This is a genomic window from Spirosoma arboris, assembly GCF_009754945.1.
Taxonomy (GTDB): domain Bacteria; phylum Bacteroidota; class Bacteroidia; order Cytophagales; family Spirosomataceae; genus Spirosoma; species Spirosoma arboris.
This window is the reverse complement of sequence record NZ_WPIN01000002.1, coordinates 621688-647655: the sequence shown is the minus strand read 5'-3', so window position 1 is coordinate 647655 and position 25968 is coordinate 621688. Positions and strand designations below refer to the sequence as shown.

Here is a 25968-nt window from a genome sequence, read left to right as displayed (position 1 = left end):
TTCGGCGAATGTATCTACCTGAGAAAACGTACTTTATCTATTTACCAGAATTTTATGTGTGCTTACTGTTCCGTTTTTCTGAGTCACTCGTAGTAGATATGTTCCTGATGAGAAGCTGTTAACATTAACCAGATTAGGTGATGCGTTGGTGGATTCGTAGATAAGAGCACCTCGTAGAGAATACACATCGACCTTGTCTATATTTCCCTGTACTTGTAATGTGGTTGAAGCCGGATTTGGAAATACATTAACAGGCAGATCAAAATTCAGCAACTGAATAGCGCTATAGGAACTACTGTTCTGTTTATTAGTAATTTTTAGTCGATAGTACGAATTTCCTGAACTTGGATTATTATCCGTAAAGGTATATTGACACGGTAATGAGTCATTAGAAAGAATAGGCGCAACACTAATTGTACTCCACGTTAGGCTATCTGTACTTTGCTCAACATCAAATGAATTAACCGCTGCACAGTTGACGGTCCAGTTTAATACCGCTTTTTTTTCGATAGCCTCAGCAGTGAAGCTATAAATTATGGGTTGGTCCTGTACTAAACTTTTAAAATAATTGTCTAAATAGTTTACTCGATTTTGAGTCCATGTATGAATATAATCAAGTTCTTCTGCACTATAAGACAGGAATGGATTTGCCCATTTTAAACTTTCCCGTTCATAAACTCCATTGCTGATTAAGAAATTGTAGGAGTTATTAATTGAACTACTTAAACTATCAATAGATAAAATATTGCTTCTTAAGGCAAACCAGCGTGTCGCCAATTGAAGTTTAAAACTTGGTATAGCTAGCAGACGATTAAAGAGATTATTTGATAGAATATCATTCGTTATATTATTCGTGTTCCCATCCCATAAGTAGCCCCAGGTTCCATCTAGATCCCAGGGAACGATAAAATAAGGCTCATCTGGCTTATATCGAGCCAGGAATAGATTCTTTCCGAAATTATCAGTAGCTCGTATTAGATTTAAAAAGATGAAATAATCTGCGAAATTATCCTGCCGAATCTTTGCTGAAATCTGCTGTTTAAATAAACTATCTGATGAGTTTACTGCAAAGTCAATAAATTGATGCAGGTTTATCCAGTTTGTTGTATCAGGATAATCAAGCTCCCAGCCGCCCCAGTCTTCTGTTGGTGTACTGGGCAGGCTCGACACACCAGTAAATACTGTTTCCTGCGTCCAATCGTAGCTTTTATATAATTCTCCACCAGCATTTGAAATCGTTTGCTTCTTTAACTGTAATTGCTTTCGATCGGTATCTTCCGTGAATAGATAAACTCCTTGATAATCATCATTTAAAAACGCTTCGATATACCTTGACCGGATGGTAGAATGGGCATCTGGCTCCTGATCGGCATAATAGAGTTTATGTAACTTCAGCCATAGATCGTGCGACACTTTATTATTAAGACGTAGCTTTTCGTCATACATAGCCAGCAACAACCAGGTTTGATCGTTACGCATGCCGAAGAAAGATTTATTCTGAGTCTCTGTCCCCGTACTATCCGACCAGAGCTGAATATGATATGATTTTTTAGGGTATGTTCTTGATAAAGCTCCCCTAAGTTTAATTCCCATAGTTGAATTTATTGGATCACCAATTGTATCAGATATACTTAGTGTTCCCCCAGAATAATCATCCCCAATCGTATTTTTTACGATTAGGTTTACTATTGGTAAACGAGTGAAGTATAATTTATAAATAGTATCATTATCAAAAATAGAATAAGGTATACCAATCTGAATTGTATCTATAGGGGCATAAAATGTGTAAACTTTATCGAAAGAAATAGATAATGTATTGTCGGGAATTTTATCAGGAATTCTATTGCAAATAATTAGATGTAAATTTTTGTCAATCTGGTAGTCATGCTTATCAAAAACTAATTGAGATTTTGCTGATATTGAAATAAACAAGATAGCGATCAAAATTGCTACCTTTTTAGGAGAATAAGCAAACGACAACATAGCGTATAGGTTTAGACATGGAGCTAGGTAGAGGACAGCCTCAAAAATGAGAAAATCGTATTCACGGATAATATGGCCAATTGACTATGCTGACTTTAAATAATGCTGTTTTTAATGTCAATTATCCATAGTGAATCTACGCAGATAAGACCACTACGTCTGTGAGAAGATAACCGTTGCAAGGAGATGAATGCCTACACAAAATTTGGGTTATACTCGAGAATGAGAAAATATAGGCAGGTTGGAGATAGAAGAGAGATTGCCTGTATGTAAGAGAGAGGTCAACAGTAGATAAAAAAATAACCGGATACCAGCGCAAAAAATCCTTAACAACTCAGTACCTGATATGGTATTGAATTAGCCTGATCGTTGCCTGAAATCCGGTACTGAAATTACCTGAAGTTATTGTAAAGCTAAGTGATTACTAGCGCATCGGCGTAAACTGAACGTTGGCAATTTTCCAGGCACTACCTTGTTTGACACAGGTAAGAGTGAATGAAACCGTATTATCAAACCCGTTACCCTGAACGTTGCCTTTGGATTTCCAGTTGCCCGTCATTACCGCTGCATCGCTATTATACTGACGCACCCGAGTATCTGAAACCGTAGCTGCTTCAACGACAACATAACCCCCTCCAACACCCTGTACCAGCATATCACCCTCAACAGGAGTGCCATCAAAACTAATCAGATTGAAGTCGCTGGTTAGTAATGTTCCCAGGGTTTTGCTGTCTTCATCGAGCATAGCTTTGAAGAATGCATTACCGAGAGCAGTAGGGTCTTGAGTAGGATCGGTGGCTTGCTGAGCAAATGTTGCCGTAGTAAGCAACAAAGAAGCGCACAAAATAAACAGAGTTTTCATGTATAGGGGGTTGGCTTTTAAGGCGGAAAAGTGTTGATAAAATATTGAAAAGCAAAATCAAGAAATCATTACTCATTCCGCACAAGAATGCGAATATCGCTACTCCGCCCTTTGTCATCGGCACAGGAAATTTTCAGTGCACCTGGCCGGGATTTGAAAAATATAGCTTCGGTTGGCTTGGCCCGGCAATAAAGTTTATCGTTCAAATACCAGAATACGGTCTGTACATCATTGGCTGCCTGGCAACTAAGCTCCATTTCGGCAGGTTGTTTCGGATTGATGAAGTATTCACTGCCATTAGTAAGACTTATTATTTGTGGGCCAGTCTGCTCTGCGCTTCCAAACACACGTTCGCAGGCCGGATTGTGTGGAGGCACAGCCTCAAACGGTATATGGCGACTCTGATAAAACGCCACTAGTTCGGGGGATAGATTTGGATAAGATTTACGAACGGAACCACTGTCTGGTCGGCACTGTGCGCAATAAGAAATTGTCCCCGCGGCATTCGTAAAAATAGCTTTCCGATGCTGGCAATGACGATACCGCGATACGCCCATAATGCAATAATCGGTTACGGGATTCTGACAGAACTCACCCGGAACGTCGCCCGTTTCGGGGCATATAAGTCGCATTGATAGCTTAGTGGCTCCTTTGGGAGTTTTGAACCAGCCTGTCGGCGAGTTGTAATCGAGTACGTTGAAAAGCTGAAATAACAAGGGCGTAGCGGTATTGGCACCACTAAGTTCGGGCACGCCAACACCCGAAAAATTACCGACCCATACGCCAACAGTATATCGCTGATTATAGCCTATGCTCCAGGCATCACGTCGACCGTAAGACGTTCCTGTTTTCCAAGCAATGCGTGGCAAGTGGTAACTATTATCGAAGTTGTTCGGTAAATCGGGCCGCGTGATTTGGGTGAGCGTGTGCGTAACGAGGTAGGCGGCTTCGGGGGAAATTAATCTGATTTCCCTCATTTCCCTCACCCCCGGCCCCTCTCCCAAAACGGGAGAGGGGAGAGAAAAGGACGCAACTGCTCCCCTCTCCCGTTTTGGGAGAGGGGCCGGGGGTGAGGGAAATATAAAATGTAATTCTTCCAGTGCACCACCATTTGCCAGTCCAGCATACAGCCGCGTCATTTCCTCCAATGTCACGCCACAACCACCCAAAATCATCGAAAGACCTAGCTCTTTTGCCTGTTTTTTAATTGCTGAAAATCCGGCTTTCTGGAGTGTTGAAACTAACGATGGAGTGCCAATTTCTTTCAGTAAAGCAACTGCCGGAATATTCAGTGAATTAGCCAACGCGAACTCTGCTGTAACAGGTCCATTGAATCGACGATCGTAATTATCAGGTTCGTAGCCGCCAAAATTGATCGGCACATCGGCCAGTTTGGTTTTTGGGGTGATGATGCCTGCATCAAACGCGAGTCCATATAATAGTGGCTTCAAAGCGCTTCCGGGCGACCGTACTGACCGCACGCCATCAACCTGACCACCATCGAAAACATTGCCGAAATCTGCCGAGCCCACATACGCGACTACTTCCCGAGACTGGTTATCTACAATCAGTACAGCCGAATTGTGGATATTGTATGCCCGAATACGATCTGCATAATGCCGCACCAATTGCTCGGTTGTGGCTTGTGCGGTTGGGTTTAAAGTTGAGTGAACAATAGGCGTATTCGGATTCTCGGCTCGGAGTCGGCGGGAGAGATGTGGAGCTAGTTGTGGTGCTTCTCGCCGATAAGCTGTGAGCGGTTCGGTTTGGGCATCATCAATAGTTTCGTCGTTGAACAGTTTTGCCTTGCGAAAGCGGGCTAGCCAACGGTTACGTTCCTGGATGATAAGCGTATTTCGCGTTCCAAGCCGCAGGCTCGATGGACGATTTGGAATAATTGTAAGCGTTGTCAATTCGGCCAGACTGAGTAATACGGGTGGTTTCCCGAAATACAGGAGCGAAGCTGACTTAAGACCCTCAATGTTGCCTCCATAAGGAATCAGATTCAGGTACAATTGCAGAATCTCATCTTTCGAATAATGAACCTCTAACTGTAAGGCCCGAAACAACTCAATAAGTTTGCTTCCGTATGTACGCTCGCGGGGTTCTAGAAGCCGGACAGTCTGCATCGTAATGGTGGAAGCGCCAGATGTTCGCCGACCCGTCAGCAGGTTTCTGGCGGCTGCTCGTAGCATAGCTATCGGATTAAAGCCAGGGTGGTATCGAAAGTATTTGTCCTCTTTAAATAAAATAGCATCGCGGAGGGTGGGCGTAATTTCGTTGAGTTCAGCATACATGCGCCACTTGTCGTCACGGCTCAAAAAAGTATGCAAAATGGAGCCGTCACGAGCCGTAATGATTGTTGAATAAGGGACACTAATTAGAATAGGGAAGAAAAAATCCAGGCTAAAAAAAATCAATAAGACAGCCACAATAGTTTTCACTAGGTGTGATTTCCAGAGTCGTTGGCCTATGCGTTTACCTTTTTCAATAATCAACATAATAAGTCCGTGAAACTCTCTGTTTATTTGCACGTCTCAGAAAGCCGTAAACTCTACAAATAAACGCACAGATTTACTGAGAACGTACCTAAATCATGACCATTCAATTTTTCGGCGCAGCCCGCACAGTTACGGGCAGTAAACACCTGCTAACTACCGCCAGTGGCAAACAAATTTTGCTCGATTGCGGGCTATTTCAGGGTATTAATACGGATGAACTGAACCAACAGTTTGGCTTCGATCCGGCTCAGGTCGATTACATGGTGCTTTCTCACGCGCACATTGACCATACGGGTCTGATTCCCCGACTTGTCCGGCAGGGATTCAAGGGCCCAATTTATACGACATCGGCCACGATTGACCTTTGCGAAGTAATGCTAATGGATAGCGCCCGCATCCAGGAGCGAGACCTCGAACGAGTTAATCAGCGACGCACTCGCCGGGGCGAACCTGAGCTTGAAGCCCTGTACGACGAAAACGATGTGCAGCACGCTCTCGACCAGATGAAACCTATACACTATGGTAGCCCCTTCATCATTTGTGATGAGGTAACTGGCTTGTTAACCGACGCTGGTCACCTGCTCGGGAGCGCGTCAGTTAGCTTAACTATCAAGGATAATGGTGTTGAAAAACACCTGTTCTTTAGTGGCGATATTGGTCGACCAGACGATAAAATTCTGCGCTCGCCCGATACATTTCCGCAGGCCGATTATATCATTTGCGAATCGACCTATGGTGATCGGCTACACGAAGCTGAACCTGATATGAAGGCTCATTTGCTCAGTATTGTGCAGCAAACCTGTGTGGAAGGACGTGGTAAACTCATTATTCCTGCCTTCGCTGTAGACCGCACACAGGAATTGATTTATGCTCTTGATCAGTTAGAAAGTGAAGGCCATCTACCTCGTTTGCCTGTGTATATTGACAGTCCGATGTCGGTCAAAGCAACTCAGGTAATGCGAGACCATGAAGAAGATTTTAATCCGGAAATTCTGGCTTACATCAAAAAAGACGGCGATGCGTTTGATTTCCCTAACCTCCATTATATAACGGATGTAAATGAATCGAAGGCGATAAATGATAGTAAGGAGCCGTGTATTATTATTGCGCCGTCGGGTATGGCCGAAGCCGGCCGTATCAAGCATCATATTAAAAATAATATTACAAAGCCCAATACAACTATTTTGATGGTTGGGTATGCATCGCCGAATAGCCTGGGCGGAGCCTTAAAACGAGGTGATAAAGAAGTAACAATTTTTGGAGAACGCTATCCGGTTATTGCGCGTGTTGCTATTATGGATTCATTCTCAGCTCATGGCGACTACCGCGAGATGTTGCACTTTTTGAGTTGCCAAAATCCTGCCCTGGTCAAAAATGTATTCCTGGTTCATGGCGAATACGATAAGCAACTCGTCTGGAAAGGCCATCTGGAAGAGGCTGGATTTCGGAATATTGACATTCCCGAGATGGGTAAGAAAGTGACGCTGTAAATTGACAAAACAAAAACTCCCGCCGTTTTTCGAAAAACGGCGGGAGTTTTTGTTTTAAGGATTCTGGCAGTTTCGTCAGGTGAACCGGACCCGAGCAAAACAATGGTTCAATACCACTCGATAGACTTTGCCAAATTGGAGATAACACCAGCGCTTAAGCTGCTTAACTTCTTTAGGGATGAGCAATTTAATTGCCTTTGCTAATTCTTTTTCAAAGAGGGCTTTATCAAAACTCACCTTCTGAAGGATGGTTTTGATATATTCGAGCATAGAGAGCATAGAGTGCAAATTTGTTGTTTAGGAAGATAATGGATATCGAAAGAGGTTGACTGGTTCGTTGTTATATCGGTAACGACTTTTTGCTAAATTTGTTGCTTCAAAATAACAATGTTACTTGCAATATTCCGCAAATTTTTTGCATTATTTTTCTTAGCCACTGTAGCCGGTTTTGGGCAAGTGCCTGATAGTGACGCTTCTGTTGAATTAAGCCAAACTACTTTTCCTATTGAGCGGCCCTTCACTATTTCGGTTATTATTCCAAATAGCGAAACCAGGGTCGCAATTGCTTTTCCAGATATTCCGGGCTTCACTAAAAAAGGAATATCGACCAGTATATCTCCCAGCGAAGTTGGTGGAAAAACAGTTACTAATCAAGTAATTACACAAAGTTATTCGGCACTTTCACCAGGTCGATTTCGGTTGCCGCCGTTTGATATCGTGGTCAATAAAGAAATTGTGCATTCAGATGGAGCAATGCTACTGGTGCAGCCATCGAAGACGATAACGACACCCGTTAGTACGACAGAAGATATCGCGGAGGCAGCATCTGATTTAGCAGCTTTCCTGTCTCTCCGAGCTGCTAAATCAACTATTTATGCAGGTGAAGGTGTATCGCTGACTCTATCATTTTATATCGCCGACAATTATCCCTACGTACTTAGTTTTACCGCTCTTGATAAGCAATTACAGGCGATCACAAAAAAAATTCGCCCAGCTAATTCGTGGGAGGAGAATCTGCCTATCACCGAACTAAAGCCAATTTCGATAACCATTAGAGGGAAAAAATTTCGGGAGTTTCGTATTTATCAATCTGTCTTTTTCCCTCTGTCAAATCAGGACTGGCGGTTACCGGCAGTGTCGTTGCAGTTAGCTCGCCCTCGCCCCAACATTGGCCCACCTTCGTCTCAGACGGACTATGTGGTATTTACCAGTAGGCCACTTACTGTACCAATTAAGACATTACCTGTACACCCATTACGAGGCCGAGTGCCAGTTGGATCATTTCGGTTGGAAGAAGGGCTGGAGCGACAAGGCGTTACTATAGGTCAAAGCGTTCGCTATACATTTACAGTAACGGGAGAGGGTAATATAACAACTCTTCCAGCTCCTGCTACCTTAAGTGAAACGACTGAGTTTGATGTATTTCCACCTGAAGAACGACATACAAGTACGAACACTGGAAATCAGGTGACAGGCCATAAAACATTTACTTATTTTATTGTACCACACCAAAATGGACAGATTTCGTTGGCAAATCGCTTCCAATGGATTTACTTCGACCCGAAAACGGCAAAATACGACACACTTCGGCCTCAGTTACATCTGCAAGTGGGTAATAAAAACCCAATCGCTGATGTTCAAACATCGACACCCAGTAATGCTTCGGGCGTGAATGATGAAACAGAATTGGGAGTGGCCACAGATCGATCTCTATACGCTGGCATTGAAGCAATGGATAGTACCTTTCAGCCAATTAGTGTTTCAGTGCTGGTTCGGGCCATTGCTAATGTGCTGATTCTGATAATGTTAATAGGAATGATTTTCGTATTTTTTAAAAAGCAGAATACGGGCCGATAAGCTGCTATTGCTACCTTTTATGGCCAGTATCTAGTACCTAACACGCATGAGCAGTACTTACGGAATACTATTTAAGATTTCTACATTTGGCGAATCCCACGGGCCAGGTATCGGGGTAGTTATTGATGGGTGCCCAGCTGGTTTATCCTTTGATACAGAATTTATTCAGCACGATCTGGATCGACGCAAACCCGGCCAGTCGCGCATTACGACTCAACGCCGTGAAGCAGATGAGTTTGAGGTTTTATCGGGTGTGTTTGAGGGTAAAACGCAGGGAACGCCTATTGCTTTGCTTATCCGTAATACCGATCAGCGCAGTAAAGATTATGGCCATATTTCTGAGCAGTTTCGACCCTCTCATGCCGACTATACCTATCAGACCAAATATGGTTCCCGTGATTATCGGGGTGGCGGACGGTCTTCTGCTCGAGAAACGGCGGCCCGTGTCGCTGCCGGTGCCGTTGCTAAATTACTATTAGCTCAACAGGGCATTCAGATTCAGGCCTATGTCTCGCAAGTAGGAAAATTGAAGCTCGACAAGCCGTACCAGGAACTTAATCTGGCGCTTGCCGAAGAAAACGCGGTTCGATGTCCTGACCCCGAAACGGCAGAGCAGATGTTTCAATACATTGATGAAACCCGTAAACAGGGAGATTCTATTGGAGGCATTGTTGATTGTGTAGTAACGGGCGTTCCCGCCGGTTGGGGTGAACCTGTCTTCGATAAACTCCACGCTGAGTTAGGCAAGGCTATGTTGAGTATAAACGCTGTTAAAGGGTTTGAGTATGGCAGTGGCTTTGCGGGAGTTGAACTGTACGGCTCGCAACATAACGACGAATTTTATACAGATGCAGACGGGCGGGTTCGAACAAAGACTAACCTGTCGGGGGGAATTCAGGGGGGGATTAGCAATGGCGAAGACATTTATTTTCGTACGGCTTTCAAACCGGTAGCGACTATTATGCAGGATCAGGATAGTGTGGATATACATGGTCAGCCTGTAACCGTTTCTGGTAAAGGGCGCCATGATCCTTGCGTTGTACCACGCGCTGTCCCGATTGTGGAAGCTATGGCTGCATTGGTACTAGTCGATATGTATCTGCGCGATAAAGCAGCGCGGCTATAGGAATAACACGTAATGCCCAATAAGTGAACGCGTTGAGCTGATCGAGGTTTAAATCAGTATCTTTGATAAACAGCAAAGCTAAACATGGACGCAGCAACATCATCCCGCAAAAAACGCCGGTCGGCACCTCAAACGGTTGCCGAATTCGAGAAGTGGCTTGCCCATAAAAAAACAGATGCCAACTACGAGTTCGTTCGGGGACGCATTATTAAGAAGCCACCTATGAAGCAGGAGGAGTTATTTATTGCCCGGTTTCTGATGCGGGCATTTGCCAAAACACAACTGTATCAGCAGGGAGCTGAGATGTTATCAGAAGGGGATGCTTATGTTGATACGTTTCGCAAACGGATTCTTGACTTAGCCATTTTTACAGACGAGCAGATTCGGGAAGCAAAATTTGGGAAACGCTTTATGCCACCATTGGCTATTGAAATCCTATCCGATTCTGAATCCCAGAATGATGTACTTGAGAAAGTTCAGGATTACTTCGATGCGGGTGTTCAACTCGTATGGTACATTGCTCCGAAACAGCGAAAAATATACGCCTACACTTCGCCCGACGATATTAAAGTCTTCAAAGGTCAGGATACTTGCTCAGCTGCCCCAGTTGTTCCGGATTTTCAATTTGTAATTGACGATTTGTTTGGGGCTTAAGGCTGCTCATTTTTTCTTCAAAACAGCCTGCATGATAGCGAATCCCAGGAAGCCAAAGCCAATCGCCTGAGCCAGAATACCTATAGTTAACAGAGTTCCGGCAATATCAGGACGATTATTTTTGGCCCAGGCTCCGGCCAGAAGGAGGGCAATACCTGCTAGCCAGAAACCGGCAGCAAGTAAAATGAATTTGTTTTTAATCGTGATCATACCGCAATTAGCTTGATAAAGATACTGTATAAAAGCCTTTTGACTACGAAGTTGTTCCTGCGTTTTACCTTACTTCATCTGGTAGCAATCAACTTGCTACCATTTTTTATTTATGCCCAGTCTGGCGGATCAACGCGCTTTTCATACCACCGTGGGTTGATGGGGACACAGTTTAATGTCATTTTCTACGCACCCGACAGCCTAACGGCTCAGCGTGCTTATGCGGCTGTATCCGCTCGAATGGATTCGCTGAATCAGATTATGAGCGATTATATGGATGGATCTGAAATCAATCGATTGTCGGCAACTAGCGGGTCTGGCATATGGGTATCTGTATCTACTGATTTATTCTATGTTCTTCAGAAAGCACAAATGATTGCCCGGCTTTCGGATGGTCGATTTGATCCCACTCTTGGCCCGTTGTCGCTGCTTTGGCGCAGAGCCGTTCGTCGGAAAGAATTTCCTGGCGCAAAAGAACGGCGTCGTGCCAGGCGATCGGTTGGCTATCGACTAATGGACTTAGATAGTACAACTCGCTCGGTACGATTACGCCAGTCTGGGATGCGGTTGGATGTTGGCGGTATTGGGCAGGGCTTTGCTATTGACGAAGCTTTACAAGTACTGCATCATTTCGGTATTTACTCCGCTCTAATCGACATTGGAGGTGATATTCTGGTCGGAGATCCACCCCCGAATTTGGCTGGCTGGCGCGTAGGCATTGGTTCTGGCAGCGCTGGTGACACAGATACAACTACTGTTGTGATCAAAAATGCGGCTATCACGACTTCTGGAGATACTTATCGGTTTCTGGAATACCACGGTCAACGTTACTCACACATCATGGATCCACGTTCCGGCCTTGGACTGCGCCATTTTGTACGTTCAACCGTATTGGCTCCTAACGGTTATCAGGCCGACGCGCTCACGAAAGTTTTCAGTGTGGCTGGCTTACACAAAAGTCGTCGGTTGATCGGGCGGTTTCCGGGCACCAAATTGCTAATTCTGGAAAATAAACAGGGCCAACTACATAAATGGCAGTCGGCCTCATTCTAAGAATGTAGGCTATAAATAAGACGCTTTACTATTCCTGTTCTGCATACGATACTTGTTGGGTTGGTATCAATTGCTTAGGCTTTAATCCATATAAAATCCGTGTCAGCATAAAGGGCCGAATCAGGAAATGGTATAAGGTGAATATCAGGACAAAGCAAACGACAATAAGCGTAATCAATTTGACCCAAATTGGGCTTTGCCATTGGACAATGTAATAGCCTGTTGCGACGATTATGGTTTGGTGTAGAATGTAAAATGGGTAAACCGCTGAAGTTAAATACACGAGCGATGGAGTTGAAAAATTCAGGTATCGCCGGGTAAAACCAATGATCGTCAGGATAATTGCCCAGATGTGTAACCCATCGAAAAAGCCATATACGTACAAAGACTCATCCTGGTGTTTTGGCAGTTCTACGGGCCAATAATACTTCCAGAATAGGACAGCCAGGCAACTTAAGGTAACAGCGAGAAAATAGTTTCGATACGTTTCACAGGTTTTCCAGAAAGAGGGTAAGTCCGCCAGGAAATAGCCAATGAAATAAAATGTAATTGATGAATTAAACAGGAACCAGTCGTCTAGTAAACCGCCCTGAGCGGGCCATCGGATGTACCATAGGAAATAGTATATAATGAAAGGAATAGCTAGCAGAAGGTTGGCAAGTGGGTGCCCGAAAATTGGGTTAATTTTTTGTTTCCACTTCTGTAGAACCTGAATTTTGAACAGAGTGAATACAGGTAATAGTAAGATAGTAAAGACGAAAAGATAGACCACAAACCACAAGTGGCTCCAGGTAAGCGTTCCTTCCGGGTAAGGCGTTAACTCCCAAACGGTAGGGTAAAAACTCCAGTACGATTCATTGATTTTCTTTTCCTGTAAGCGTTCAAAATATACCTGAAGCGGAATAACAAAAAACATGGAAAACAACAGCGGGATAAATAGGCGTATGACCCGCTCTCCAAAAAAGGAAAGAACCGACCGCTTACGTAACGAAAAACTAACCCCGACTCCGGAAATAAAAAATAATAGAGGTAGCCGCCATTGGTGAAGCCAAATGATTAGTCGGTCAAGAAAAACGGAGTGTTCTGTATTTTTAATTTCCCAGCCAAACTGAACAAATGGCATAGAGCAATGGAAGAAAATTAAAATCATAAACGCAATGACTCTAATCCAATCGATGTAATGTTCTCGTTGATGCTGAATGGTATCCATTATAATTTTAAAACTAATTGATTATCTGGGAGATGCAGCGTCATCTGGTTAGGTTGCGTTAACTTTAAAAATAGTTAACTGTTTATAAAACAAGAAGGCCGACTGCATTTATAGCAGTCGGCCTTTCAATGTAAAGTCTAGTGATCTCTAAATTACACCGCTATCGTCTTTCCTGGTACGGCAATCTGATACCATCCATCTTTATCAGGCAGACTCTTGGGCATTGCATCCCAGGCTAGTGTGGCTGGGAAAAGGTCAATCTGGGAGTTCAGTGCTTCATCCCATTTCACGACTTTACCAGAATAAGTTGCCATACGACCCATAAGAGCAGTCATTGTGCTTTTGGCAACTCGCTCGGCGTCGGCAAACTTATATTCGTTTTTGGCGACAGCTTCGAATAATTCGTCGTGTTCAATTTGATAGGGATTGCCATCTGCTTTCGCATTGTAGCTAAAAATAGGTTGGCCATTATAACCCATCAATGCACTAGCTTTCTTTTCCATACCTTCTACTTTGCCTTTCGTGCCAAGGAACATTTCATCTACCCGGCTATAAGTACCTTCGTAATGACGGCACTGGCTATTTATAGTAGTACCATCGGCATAGACAAAATCAACGATGTGGTGATCGAAAATTTCGCCGTAATCTTTACCGACCCGAACTTGCCGTCCGCCCGTTCCCTGGCAGGAAACTGGATAACTATTCTTCACCCAGTTCGCTACATCAATATTGTGAACGTGCTGTTCATTGATATGGTCGCCACAAAGCCAGTTGAAATAATACCAGTTGCGCATCTGGTAATCCATTTCGGTTTGACCCGGTTTGCGGGGCTTTTGCCAGACACCGCCACTAACCCAATATACTTGCCCACCTACAATATCACCCAAGGCACCGTCGTGGATGCGCTTAATCATTTCGCGGTAGCTAGGTTGGTATCGCCGTTGTAAGCCAACAACTACGTTCAGTTTTTTGCGTTTTGCTTCTTCCGCAGCCGCCAATACCCGACGAACGCCTGGTGCATCAGTGGCTACGGGTTTCTCCATAAACACCTGTTTGTTCTGCCTAACTGCTTCCTCGAAATGGCTTGGACGGAAGCCTGGAGGAGTAGCCAGGATAACTACATCGGCTAAAGCAATAGCCTGTTTGTAGGCATCAAAACCGACGAATTTATGATCTTCTGGCACGTCAACTTTGGGAGTTCCATCGGCTGCTTTCAGGCCACGTTCCGTCAGGGCTTTGTAGGCATCATCAAGTCGATCACGAAAGGCATCGGCCATCGCTACGATTTTGATATTTTGCTTCGTATTCAGCGCCTGTTGAGCGGCACCCGTACCACGCCCACCACAGCCAATGAGGGCTACTTTGATAGTATCGTTCACCGAAAAGTGGAAACGAGAAGCTGGACGTTCAGCTGCTTTAGCGCCGAAAGGCAGGCTACTCAATATCGCTCCACCTGTGAGCAAGCCCGAGTTTTTTAAAAACTCCCGGCGATCCTGATTCGATTCTTGTGCCATGTATTATATAGGAAAAATATCGGTTGAGAAAGTTGTCTGATAAAAAAGAACGCTTAACATTGAATTTACTATTGGCCTTCAAAACAAGTTATTGGCTAATGTAAATGCAAGATTATATAATTTATCAATGTCAAGAAATACTTGCACTAAATTCAGAATTCTCCGTATTTTTAACGCCAACGTAACTAGGAGTTACATAGCTGCACTTTTAATATCTTCTTATGAGAAAACTAATTACTTATTCACTCTTTTTCGGACTTTTCAGCTTAGTGAGCATGGTTTCATTGGCTCAGACACGTATTGCTGGAAAAGTGACCGATGATGCTAGACATGGCGAACTTGCCGGAATTAGCATTGCTATAAAAGGAAAGGTCATTGGCACAATTACTGATCAGAAAGGCAATTTCTCCCTGACGACGAATACGCCCACCCCTTTTGTCGTTGCCGTAACGGGTGTTGGTTTCCAAACCCAGGAATTTACGATTACTGGTGATCGTACCGATCTTGCGGTTTCTCTCAAAGAGCAGGTCATGCTGGGCCAGGAAGTTGTTGTGTCAGCTTCGCGGGTAGAAGAAAGCGTTCTGAAATCGCCAGTATCAGTGGAGCGATTAGATATTCGATCGTTTCAATCCACGCCATCGGCTACCTTTTACGACGCCTTACAGAATATTAAAGGCGTAGACATGAGTACGCAAAGTTTAACCTTCAAATCGGTCAACGTGCGGGGCTTTGGTGCTAACGGAAACACACGGGTTGTTCAATTACTCGATGGAATGGACAACCAGGCGCCAGGGCTGAACTTCTCAGTGGGTAATATTGCAGGCGTATCAGAATTGGATTTGGAGAGCGTTGAGCTACTGCCGGGGGCTGCTTCGGCGCTTTATGGTCCTAATGCCATCAATGGCTTGCTGTTAATGAACTCGAAGAGTCCGTTTCAGTACCAGGGTCTGAGTGCTTATGCCAAAGCAGGTGTCATGAACGCCAGCAATCGGTCTACGGCAACAACGCCTTATTATGATGCGGCTTTTCGCTATGCTAAGGCGTTTAATAACAAGTTTGCGTTTAAAGTTGGAGTTTCGTATCTGTCTGCAAAAGACTGGCAGGCAACCGATTATCGCGACCAAAGTTATTCTAATGGCTATACGCTCGACAATGGTAATCGTACGAATAACCCTGGTTATGATGGTATTAATATTTATGGTGATGCCAGCGCTAATTTGTACTCGAATTTGTACGGTAATGGGACGCCAGGAACCGGCGCGAATGGTACCTCTGCCGTTTTAGGAGCCATTGCAACCACGCCGATTCCTCAGGCAGGGAACGCAACCTTACCACAACTTACCGGCCTGACACCGCAGCAGATTTTCAACAATATTATTCCGAACCTGAATATTTCACGGACGGGCTATCAGGAAGGCGATTTGGTACAATATAATGCGACCAACCTGAAGCTGAATGGCGCCTTACATTATCGACTGAATGATAATCTAGAAGCCATTTTGCAGGCAAACTGGGGCACAGGTACCACTGTTTATACAGGTGCTGACCGCTATTACATTAAAGGCTTTAAGCTAGGTCAATACAAACTTGAACTACGTGGGTCCAATTTCTTTGTCCGGGCCTATACTACTCAGGAACGATCGGGCGATGCGTATGCAACCTCAACATTGGGGCAAGGTATAAATGAAGCCTGGAGTGGTAGCGCGGCCAAATGGTTCCCTACCTTTTTTCAGGATTATGCCCTTGGTGCTTTACAGGGATACGCGGGGGCGTATTTAACAGCACTTGGTTCTGGACAAACTCCTGCAGCCGCATTGGCCCAAGCCCAGGCGTATGCCAACAGTCAGCAAACAACTTTGTTAAATCAAGCACGTGCTGATGCCGATAAGGGGCGATTGATACCCGGTACGGCGGCTTTTCAGCAAGCATTCGATGCTGTATCAGGAAAACCTATTCCGGGTGATGCTACGGGTGTAGGGGCAAAGTTTCTAGACAAAACCAACCTCTATCATGCAGAGGCCATGTATAACTTCAGTAAGCTGATTGCCCCAAAAACTGTTGAGCTGATTGTCGGAGGAAACATCCGTCGGTATGCACTGAACTCGGAAGGCACATTATTTGCCCGTGACGAAAATGGTAAAGAGTACACTATCGATGAATATGGCGCTTATGTCCAGGCCTCAAAAACACTGGCCGACATATTGAAACTCACAGGATCATTACGTTACGATAAGAACCAGAATTTCAAGGCGCAGGTGAGTCCTCGTTTCTCGGCTGTATTGACAGTAGCAAAAGTCCATAACTTCCGGGCATCGTTTCAGCGAGGTTTCCGAATTCCAACTACGCAGGATCAATATATTGATTTAAATACCCCTTCGTATCATTTAATTGGCGGATTGCCTTTTCTTAAACAGCGATATAATTTTTCGGGCAGCCCTGTTTATACGCTTCAATCCGTTCAGGCTTTTGGGGCTGCTTTGCAACAAGGCGGTTCGGCGGCTTTACCACAAGCTCTTGGCTTGTTGAAAACATCAGCCAATCCTGGGTATGATCCTGAACGAGTAGAGACCTACGAAGTGGGCTATAAAGGCTTGTTAGGCAATAAACTATTTATTGATGCCTATTACTACTACAACCGATTCCTGAATTTCTTAGGAAGTGAAATTGTGGTTCAGGGTAAATCGCCTGTTTTGCTAACTGATCCAGCATCAACGTTGCAACTCATCAGCGGCTCCACCCGTACGGTCTACTCGTATCCAGTTAACTCATCAACACAGTTGAAAAATGCTGGTTGGGCCATTGGGTTAGATTATGTATTACCCGGACACTATATGATTGGCGCTAATGTATCGTCGAACTATCTGATTGATCAGGATAAGATTCCGGCGGGTTTTATCACTCAGTTTAACACACCTAAATACCGCTACAACATAACGTTCGGTAATCGGAACGTAGCAGGAACAGGAATTGGATTTAACGTTGTCTACCGCGCTCAAGATTCGTTTTTGTGGGAATCAAGTTTTGGCAATGCAGAAGCTACGGGTCGTCAACAAACCATTATTCCGGCTTATAGTACGCTGGATGCCCAGGTTAGCAAAAAGCTTTCGGGAATCAAATCGATCCTGAAAATAGGTGGAACGAATCTAACGGGTAAACTCTATACACAGTCGTGGGGTAACCCGAGCGTTGGCTCCATGTACTACGTTAGCCTTACGTTCGATCAATTGATGAACTAAGTAGTAGATCTAGTCGCAAAAGCCCTGTGGGGAATGTCATGGTAATTGGCCTGGCATTACTCACAGGGCTTTTTTGTCTTCATAAGTTCGATTAAGATCGAACTTTTAGGCCTTTTCTAACCTTTGTCAAATGAATACCCATTTCTTAACTTAGTCTGTTATCCAATACGATATTGAGTAACACTATACCTTCTGATCAACCGTCCAACCCAGCATCGTCCGATCTGCCCCGTAGTCTGACGCTCCTGCAAGGTACTGCCCTAAATATGATCGACATGGTCGGTATTGGACCATTTGTCGTGCTGCCATTAGTTATCAAAACGCTGGGTGGACCCCTTTTTTTATGGGCCTGGGTACTGGGTGCCGTCGTCTCGATGATCGATGCATTCGTTTGGGCCGAATTAGGAGCTGCTTTCCCAAAGGCGGGGGGGAGTTACAACTTCCTGAAAATTTCTTATGGCGAGCAGCGCTGGGGTCGTTTACTTTCCTTTCTATATGTCTGGCAAACGCTCATTCAGGCCCCATTAGTTGTTGCTTCTGGCGCCATTGGTTTCGCTCAATATGCTTCTTATCTGATGCCATTGGATGAATGGCAGCGCAAAGCTGTTTCGGGTGGCGTTGTGCTGATTATCATTGCGTTATTGTATCGAAAAATCGATTCGATTGGCAAAATTGGGCTGGTTATGTGGGGAGCAGTGCTACTAACCTTAGGATGGATTATTATCGGCGGCTTAAGTAACGCACGAATTCCCTTATCAGAAACGCTCCAGTCAATGGGATCGGTTAGTGGAGGGCTGTTAGCTGCTGGCTTAGGTCAGGCATCCGTCAAGACAATTTACTGTTATCTGGGGTACTATAATGTTTGTCATCTGGGGGGCGAAATTCAGCGCCCTGGCCGTAATATCCCCATTAGTATGTTTATTTCGATTGTGGGTATTGCCGGCTTGTATTTGCTTATGAACTTGAGCGTAGTCAGTGTAGTACCCTGGCACATCGCCCAGCACAGTGAGTTTATCGTCAGTACATTTGTCGAAACCCTTTATGGACCTGGTGCTGCCCAATTGGCTACTGTGTTAGTACTGTTGGTAGCTTTTTCGTCACTATTTGCAGTACTGTTGGGTTATTCCCGTGTACCCTATGCTGCTGCTGTCGATGGACAGTTTTTTGGAATTTTTGCCAAGCTCCACCCAACTCGACAGTTTCCATACATGTCATTACTTTTTCTAGGTGGATTGGGCTTCTTGTTCAGCCTGTTATTCAGACTGGGTGATGTGATTACAGCTATTCTGGCGATGCGAATCGTTGTGCAGTTTGTTGGGCAAGCCATTGGTTTGCTCTTGCTTCATCGCCGACAGATTGCGGTTGAATTTCCCTTCCGAATGCCGTTATATCCATTGCCAGTGCTGCTTGCTATAGGTATCTGGCTTTTTATCTTCTTTTCAACGGGATTGACATTTATGTTGTCTGGCTTAACTGTTATCGGGGTAGGCATCGTCACATTTCTGATTTCATCAGGTGTGCGAAAGCAATGGCCGTTTAGCGAGTGATCGTGAATCGAGTTGAACTAAACAATAATGGATAAATCCGGCAATAATAGCTTTCATCAGAAAGCTATTATTGCCGGATTTATGTTGATAATCAATGAGAGGTTTTACTTTAGTGCTTCAAGTAAAATCTCTGCCGGATGTTTGGCTTTGCGACTAGTGCCATCTTTAATCTGATGCCGGCAGGAAGTTCCCGGTGCAGCTATAATGACATCATCTGGTTGCTGACGAACCGTTGGAAATAACACTAGCTCACCAACCTTCATCGAGACTTCATAATGTTCCGCTTCGTAACCGAATGAGCCCGCCATTCCACAGCAGCCCGACGGAATCAATTGAACTGTATAGTTCTTGGGTAGAGAGAGTGATTTCTTACCGGGAACTAATGATGATACTGCTTTTTGCTGGCAATGGCCATGCAGTTTAATAAGCCGTTTTTCGTCGGTAAACTGGTCAGTTCGAATGCGTCCGGCATCTACTTCACGAGCTACGAATTCTTCGAATGTTAACGTGTTTTGGGCCAGATTTTTGGCAGCTACTATCAGTGATTCATCGACTAGATCAGGATACTCGTCACGGAACGTCAGAATAGCAGAAGGCTCCAGGCCTACTAAAGGCATTTCTGCCGTTATTACATCTTTCAATAAGTGTATGTTCTTCTCCGCCAGCGTTTTGGCATATTTCAGCATTCCTTTTGAAAGAGCTGCCCGTCCGCTTTCGCCATGTTCGGGAATAATTACTTCATAACCCAAACGTTCAAATAATTGAACTGCTTTCTGGCCAACTTCAACGTCATTGTAATTCGTAAACTCATCACAAAAAAGGTAAAGCTGCCGGGCTCCCTGCTCTCTGCTCCTCGCTCTCTGCTCCCTACCATTAACCCAGCGTTTCAAAGTTGTATCACCCATCAGCGGCATTGTCCGATCTGGGTGAAAACCAACGACTTTGTTCGCAATTCTCCGAAGTGATGGTGTCCCTAAAACTCCATTCCAGGCCCAGGGAACAAATGAGGCCAGGTTTGAAAGCCGGGCAAAATTGGCAATTAATCGCGAACGTATAGGGATACCGTTCGTGTCATAATAATGCTGCAGAAACTCCGCTTTTAGCTTGGCTACATCTACATTCGACGGACACTCATTTTTGCAGCCTTTGCAAGATAAGCACAGGTCATAAACCTCTTTAATTTCTTTATGATCGAACCGATTCTCCTTGGTAGAATGCGTCAGCATTTCACGAAGAATGTTCGCCCGTGCCCGTGTCGTATCTTTTTCATTTCGAGTAGCCATGTAACTCGGACACATGGTTCCGCCTGAAGCTTGTGTTTTGCGACAGTCGCCTGAGCCATTACACTGCTCGGCATGCTGAAGCACATTTTGATCCTTATACCGAAAATAGGTTTGAAAATTCGGTGTTTGCTGACCCGCTTCGTACCGAAGGAACGTGTCCATTGGGGGCGTTTCAACAATTTTGCCGGGGTTGAAAATGCCTTCTGGGTCCCAGGTATGTTTAAGCTCGCGCATCAACTCATAGTTATGCGCGCCCACCATTTGTGGAATAAACTCTCCCCGTAAACGACCATCACCATGCTCTCCCGAGAGAGAACCATCGTATTTCTTTACGAGCGTTGCAATCTCTTCGGCAATCATCCGGTATTGACGATGTCCTTCTTCTGTTTTGAGATTGATAATAGGTCGCAAGTGCAACTCCCCTGAACCGGCGTGGGCATAATGCACCGCATGCATGTTGTGCTTTGCCAGAATTTCATTGAAATCACGAATATAGTCGGGCAGATCAGCAACGTCGACGGTTGTATCTTCAATGACGGCCACAGCTTTTGCATCGCCCGGAAGGTTGCCTAATAAGCCCAAACCCGCTTTGCGCAGAGTCCAGATTTTTTTTGTGTCCTCGCCAAACAGAAGCGGAAAATGATAGCCCATTCCTGCCGCCCGCATATCGGATTCCATCGACGCGGCCAGTTCCTCAATTTCGGTTCTTGTGTCGCGTGAAAGATCAACGACGAGAATAATTGGGAAATGATCGGTTGGCGTTTTTTGAACAAAGAAGCTGTTTTTGCGCTGTTCAGGATTTGTATCAGCCCGTTCCAGAATAATATCGTCGATTAATTCAACAGCATAGGGCTTATACTGTAAAGCGACCAAAGTGGCCCGCAACGCTTCGTCGATAGAGTGACAATGCACACAGACAAGGCCACTTTCTTTGGGTGGTAAAGGCACTACATTCAGCTTAATTTCAGTTAAGAAGCAAAGAGTTCCTTCGGAACCGGCAATGAATTTAGCCAGATTAAACGACTCTCCTCCAACTGTAAAGGGCTCCATGTCGAGTAGCGTATCCAGTGCATAACCAGTGTTACGACGCTCAATGGTTTTCTTAGGGAAATTTCGTCGAATCTCTTCCTGGTTAGCCGTGTCTGATAGAATCGAATTTGTCTTAAGTAGAATTTTGCTCAGCCGCGTAGCGGAGCCGTTCTGGCGGCTAGCTTCGCTCACCTGCTTTGTTAATTCCCAGGTAGTGGTAGGACCGAATTCAGCCTCAGATCCATCAGCCAATAATGCTTTTACCGACAGCGTATGTTCACGAGTAGATCGATATACCACTGAATTGGAGCCACAGGAATTATTGCCAACCATGCCACCAATCATAGCTCGATTAGCTGTCGAGGTTTCTGGCCCGAAATACAGCCCATAAGGCTTCAGGAACTGATTTAGCTCATCCCGAATAACGCCAGGTTGCACGCGTACCCAACGCTCTTCAGGATTGATTTCCAGAATTTTTGTAAAGTGTTTCGATACATCAACTACTATACCACTACCCACAACCTGACCAGCCAGGGATGTTCCGGCGGTGCGAGGAATTAAGGGCGTTTTATGCTGGTTCGCATAGGCGATTAGAACCTTGAGATCATCAATCGTTTTAGGCACAGCAACGGCAGTTGGCATTTCCCGATACGCAGATGCATCTGTTGCGTATAAAGTCCGTTGCGTAAAATCATCGAAGAGATCGCCAGTTAGTTGGCTTGCTAAATTTTTGAGAGATTCCACACTCATAAAAGCGTATAGACTGCTTATATATCGTCAGTCAAAAAAACTTAGGCAAAATTAAGTGGAAATACTACATTTTTTTTGCTGCACCTGTAAAAAATAATGACGATAATTTATTGGAAAATTTATAGTTTTAGTTTTGATAATTAGTTGTTAAGTCGTTGATGGATAGGCTAATTAAATCATTAATAAATTATAGTTATTGAAATAATTTAATTTTATTGGAGTTATTTAACAATTATTATGATACAATTTTGATGTCGACTTCTCAATTTTTAACCTCCTAGCATTTGTATTTTAGTCGCAACATGATGTAATTCGCCAAATGGTTCAGGTTTAGATTCTATAAATTCCTGCCAAGTTGCTACGATTGTGGCGAAATATAGGCATTTTTTACAGGTGTGTTTACATTTCAATAACCAAGGACATAATAGAGTATAAACGCTTAACCAGAAAATCACCTATCTCCAATTTTTACTGTAAACCTATGATGAACAAATCCTACAAAATGAACCGCTTCGGTGGCTACGTAGGTCAGATTGGGAATTCCCAATCTAAGTCATTTGGACAAAAGGCTTCACGAAGCTTTATGGCCATATTGGCAATGATACTGCTGCTGGGCAATTCAGTGGCCTGGGCACAGGGCCGCACGGTAACGGGTAAAGTAACTGACCCGTCAGGTGCATCTCTGCCTGGGGTAAGTGTACAAATTAAAGGTACTCAGCGTGGAACGAATACCGACGCTGATGGAAAGTATTCGTTGGCCAATGTGCCAGACAATGCAACGCTGGTATTAAGCTTTATTGGCTACACTTCGCAGGAAGTGGCCGTAGGGAACCGCTCGACGGTGGATGTGAAATTATCTGATGACACGAAAGCATTAGATGAAGTTGTGGTAGTAGGGTATGGCACGGCGAAACGCAAAGACCTCACCGGTTCGGTTGTGCAGGTTTCTGCTAAAGATTTCAATGCCGGTGTAAACCCTAACCCGCTGCAAGCCATTCAGGGTAAAGTAGCTGGTCTGGTTATTACGCAACCTTCGGGTGATCCAAACCAATCGCCAACGGTTCGGTTGCGGGGGTACACGTCGCTGGCTGGTGGTAGCGATCCACTTTATGTAGTAGATGGTATGATTGGGGTACCTATCAATACGATCTCTCCACAAGACATTGAGTCGATGGATGTGTTGAAGGATGCTTCTGCTGCTGCTATTTATGGTTCGCGGGCTGCTAACGGCGTAATCCTGATCACGACCAAACGTGGTAAATCAGGCAAAACGACAGTGACATTCAATAACTATGTTGGGGTAGCCACAATCTCGAAGCGGCTTGATTTGCTTGACGGTCAGGGTTACCGGGATGCCGTAACGCAAATCAAAGGTGCATCAGCATTAGCTGATTTACAACGTTTCCCGGCTGGTAACTATAATACCGACTGGGTTAAGGAAATCACCCGGACAGCCGTTACAGATAACCATGAATTAGCTGTTGCTGGTGGTTCGCCAACGTTCAGCTACCGGGGTTCATTGAACTACATCAATCAACAGGGAACGGTAAAAAATACGGGCCTCAACCGTGTAACAGGTCGGATTAACCTGGATCAGAAAGCGTTTGATAACCGACTGAATATCCAGTACAATTTATCCTATTCAGAGTCGAATAAGTTGTACGACAGTGGTATCCTGGGTCGGGCAACGACGTTCTTACCAACGCTTCCGGTATACAATGCAGATGGCTCTTACTATGAAGTGGGTGGTAGCTTTGACCTCTTCAACCCGGTTGCTATGCAGCAGAATATCATTAATAATGGTGTTCAAAAGTATCTGCAGGGTGGTATGAATTTGCGTTATGAGATTCTGGACGGACTTACGGTTGGTGTAAGCGGCCAATTACAACGCGATAACACCGTTAACAATTACTATACGAATCCGACCATTAAGGCTTACTCTGCTAACAATGGACGTGCTAGCCGGACTTTCTCGGAGTCAAATACCAAATTGTTGGAGTTAACAGCCAACTACACGAAAGGATTTGGTAGCCAAAACAGTAATTACTCAATATTGGGTGGTTATTCGTTCCAACAATTCGATAATGATGGGTTTGGTGCCGCAAACACAGGCTTCGTAACCAGCGATATTAACTACAGTAACCTTGGCTTAGGTTCAGGTACACTGGTTAACCCAGCTAACAACTACGCAACCTCTTACCGGAACACCTCGAAGTTGATCTCGTTCTTTGGTCGCGCTACGTTGAACCTGAATGATAAGTACAATGTAACAGCTACAGTACGTCGGGATGGTAGTTCTAAATTTGGTGCCAACAACAAATGGGGTATTTTCCCATCGGTCGGCGCGGGCTGGACAATTACCAACGAGTCATTCTTCCCAAAGAGCAACACGCTTAACTTCCTGAAACTTCGCGTAGGTTATGGCCAAACGGGTAACTCGGAAGGTATTTCGGCCTACAACTCAATTCAGTTGTACGGTCAGAAAGGTACGTACTACGACGGTACGCTGGGTGACTTCCTGCCAGGCTATGGTATCACGCAGAATGCGAACCCAAACCTGAAATGGGAGGTATTGACCACATCGAACGTAGGATTGGATTTCCAATTGATCGGTGGTCGGTTCCAGGGTACGTTGGAATACTATAATAAGCTAACCAAAGACATGCTCTATCCGTATTCGGTACCAGCCGACGGTGTAACCTACTTTACCAATACCATCTTGGCGAACGTAGGTTCGATGCGGAATAGTGGGGTTGAGTTCTCTTTTGGTGGCGATATTATCCAGAAAGGAGCCTTCTCGTGGAATGGTCGTATCGTAACCGCTTACAACAAAAACACGGTTGTTTCCCTGTCGAATGATCAGTTTAACAATGGTCAGGTTCGCTTTAACCCATTTGGTGGCCGTGGTCTGTCTGATGTGTATGCTTCCTATCTGGTACCAGGCCAGCCCTTGGGCGAATTTAACAACGTGCCAACGTTCACTGGTAGCTATTCTGCTGATGGTCAGCCCTTGTTGAAAGCTGCTACTGGCGATACACCAGTAACCGATGTATCGAAAGCAGATGCTGCTGCTGCTGTTACGGCTGGTTCACCAATTAAACAAGGTAATCCACAGCCATTCCTGAATGCATCGTTCATCAATACATTCCGTTATAAAGGTTTTGATCTTTATTTCCAACTGCGTGGAACGTTTGGAAACTCCATTCTGAATAACCTACGCTCGAATCTGATGATTCCGGGCTCCATTCTGGAAACGAGCATGTTGAAAGACGTAACGACACTACCGAAAAACTATGGCGTTAACGTTCTGTCGACCAACTGGATTGAAAGTGGTTCGTTTGTTCGGTTCGACAACTGGCAGATTGGCTATAATATCCCACTGCCTGCAAGCAAGTATATCACTAATGCACGTGTATACTTAGGCGGTAATAACCTGTTCATCATTACCAAATACAAAGGGATTGATCCAGAGTTGCAGGTAAAAGCTGACTTACAAACAAACGGTAGCCAGATCTTACAACAGCCGAATTCGGTTGGTGTTGATTACAGTGGTATTTATCCAAAAACCCGTACGTTCCAGTTAGGCCTTAATCTGACCTTCTAAACTGGTTTTACGTCACAAACCGAGTATTGTACAAAAAAATATTCGGTTTGTGAAAACTG

Annotated in this window: 16 protein-coding genes; 8 read left to right on the top strand and 8 right to left on the bottom strand. The window is 44.6% G+C overall.

Annotated elements, in window-relative coordinates:
* Positions 1-33: 33 nt before the first annotated feature.
* The 3 genes from GO755_RS06615 to pbpC all read right to left on the bottom strand — a co-directional run bounded on the left by GO755_RS06615 (position 34) and on the right by pbpC (position 5346).
* Positions 34-1983 (bottom strand): CotH kinase family protein, encoded by a 1950-nt coding sequence (locus GO755_RS06615; RefSeq protein WP_157583931.1) that lies wholly within the window; start codon positions 1981-1983, stop codon positions 34-36.
* 424 nt (positions 1984-2407) lie between these two features.
* Entirely contained in the window at positions 2408-2845 is a 438-nt protein-coding gene (locus GO755_RS06610) for a nuclear transport factor 2 family protein (RefSeq protein WP_157583930.1), read from the bottom strand.
* Positions 2846-2913: 68 nt separating this feature from the next.
* On the bottom strand, positions 2914-5346 hold the full coding sequence (pbpC, locus tag GO755_RS06605) for a penicillin-binding protein 1C (protein WP_157583929.1): 2433 nt from the start codon (positions 5344-5346) through the stop codon (positions 2914-2916).
* 95 nt (positions 5347-5441) lie between these two features.
* Here pbpC and GO755_RS06600 point away from each other — a divergent pair, with 95 nt between their 5' ends.
* On the top strand, positions 5442-6836 hold the full coding sequence (locus tag GO755_RS06600) for an MBL fold metallo-hydrolase RNA specificity domain-containing protein (RefSeq protein WP_157583928.1): 1395 nt from the start codon (positions 5442-5444) through the stop codon (positions 6834-6836).
* Positions 6837-6911: 75 nt separating this feature from the next.
* Here GO755_RS06600 and GO755_RS06595 read toward each other — a convergent pair whose 3' ends face one another.
* Positions 6912-7115 carry a hypothetical protein gene (locus GO755_RS06595; protein ID WP_157583927.1) on the bottom strand — a complete coding sequence of 68 codons (204 nt, stop codon included), beginning with the start codon at positions 7113-7115 and terminating at the stop codon, positions 6912-6914.
* A gap of 108 nt (positions 7116-7223) precedes the next feature.
* Between GO755_RS06595 and GO755_RS06590 the strand changes: the two genes are divergently transcribed.
* The 3 genes from GO755_RS06590 (at position 7224) to GO755_RS06580 (ending at position 10473) form a co-directional block, all read left to right on the top strand.
* Entirely contained in the window at positions 7224-8693 is a 1470-nt protein-coding gene (locus GO755_RS06590; RefSeq protein ID WP_157583926.1) for a BatD family protein, read from the top strand.
* 46 nt (positions 8694-8739) lie between these two features.
* A complete protein-coding gene (aroC, locus tag GO755_RS06585; RefSeq protein ID WP_157583925.1) occupies positions 8740-9819 on the top strand; it encodes a chorismate synthase in 1080 nt (359 codons plus the stop codon).
* Between the two features lie 84 nt (positions 9820-9903).
* Positions 9904-10473 carry a Uma2 family endonuclease gene (locus tag GO755_RS06580; protein ID WP_157583924.1) on the top strand — a complete coding sequence of 190 codons (570 nt, stop codon included), beginning with the start codon at positions 9904-9906 and terminating at the stop codon, positions 10471-10473.
* Between the two features lie 6 nt (positions 10474-10479).
* On the opposite strand, the gene GO755_RS06575 is transcribed toward GO755_RS06580, so the two are convergent.
* The gene (locus tag GO755_RS06575; RefSeq protein ID WP_157583923.1) at positions 10480-10683 is read right to left on the bottom strand and encodes a hypothetical protein; all 204 of its coding nucleotides are present in this window, start codon (positions 10681-10683) and stop codon (positions 10480-10482) included.
* Between the two features lie 39 nt (positions 10684-10722).
* On the opposite strand from GO755_RS06575, the gene GO755_RS06570 reads away from it, so the two are divergent.
* Positions 10723-11736: an FAD:protein FMN transferase gene (locus GO755_RS06570; protein ID WP_227686875.1), complete on the top strand. Its 1014-nt coding sequence runs from the start codon at positions 10723-10725 to the stop codon at positions 11734-11736.
* A 28-nt stretch (positions 11737-11764) separates the two neighbouring features.
* Here the strand turns inward: GO755_RS06570 and GO755_RS06565 are convergent, their stop codons facing one another.
* Complete coding sequence (locus GO755_RS06565) at positions 11765-12946, bottom strand: acyltransferase family protein (protein ID WP_157583922.1); 1182 nt, start codon at positions 12944-12946, stop codon at positions 11765-11767.
* 152 nt (positions 12947-13098) lie between these two features.
* Positions 13099-14460 (bottom strand): Gfo/Idh/MocA family protein, encoded by a 1362-nt coding sequence (locus GO755_RS06560; RefSeq protein ID WP_157583921.1) that lies wholly within the window; start codon positions 14458-14460, stop codon positions 13099-13101.
* 221 nt (positions 14461-14681) lie between these two features.
* Here GO755_RS06560 and GO755_RS06555 point away from each other — a divergent pair, with 221 nt between their 5' ends.
* The gene (locus GO755_RS06555) at positions 14682-17696 is read left to right on the top strand and encodes a TonB-dependent receptor (RefSeq protein WP_157583920.1); all 3015 of its coding nucleotides are present in this window, start codon (positions 14682-14684) and stop codon (positions 17694-17696) included.
* Between the two features lie 173 nt (positions 17697-17869).
* Positions 17870-19243, top strand: coding sequence for an APC family permease (locus tag GO755_RS06550; protein ID WP_157583919.1), 1374 nt, complete (start codon positions 17870-17872; stop codon positions 19241-19243).
* Between the two features lie 104 nt (positions 19244-19347).
* Here the strand turns inward: GO755_RS06550 and GO755_RS06545 are convergent, their stop codons facing one another.
* Entirely contained in the window at positions 19348-22305 is a 2958-nt protein-coding gene (locus tag GO755_RS06545) for an FAD-binding and (Fe-S)-binding domain-containing protein (RefSeq protein WP_157583918.1), read from the bottom strand.
* Between the two features lie 481 nt (positions 22306-22786).
* On the opposite strand from GO755_RS06545, the gene GO755_RS06540 reads away from it, so the two are divergent.
* A complete protein-coding gene (locus tag GO755_RS06540; protein ID WP_157583917.1) occupies positions 22787-25909 on the top strand; it encodes a SusC/RagA family TonB-linked outer membrane protein in 3123 nt (1040 codons plus the stop codon).
* Positions 25910-25968: the final 59 nt, after the last annotated feature.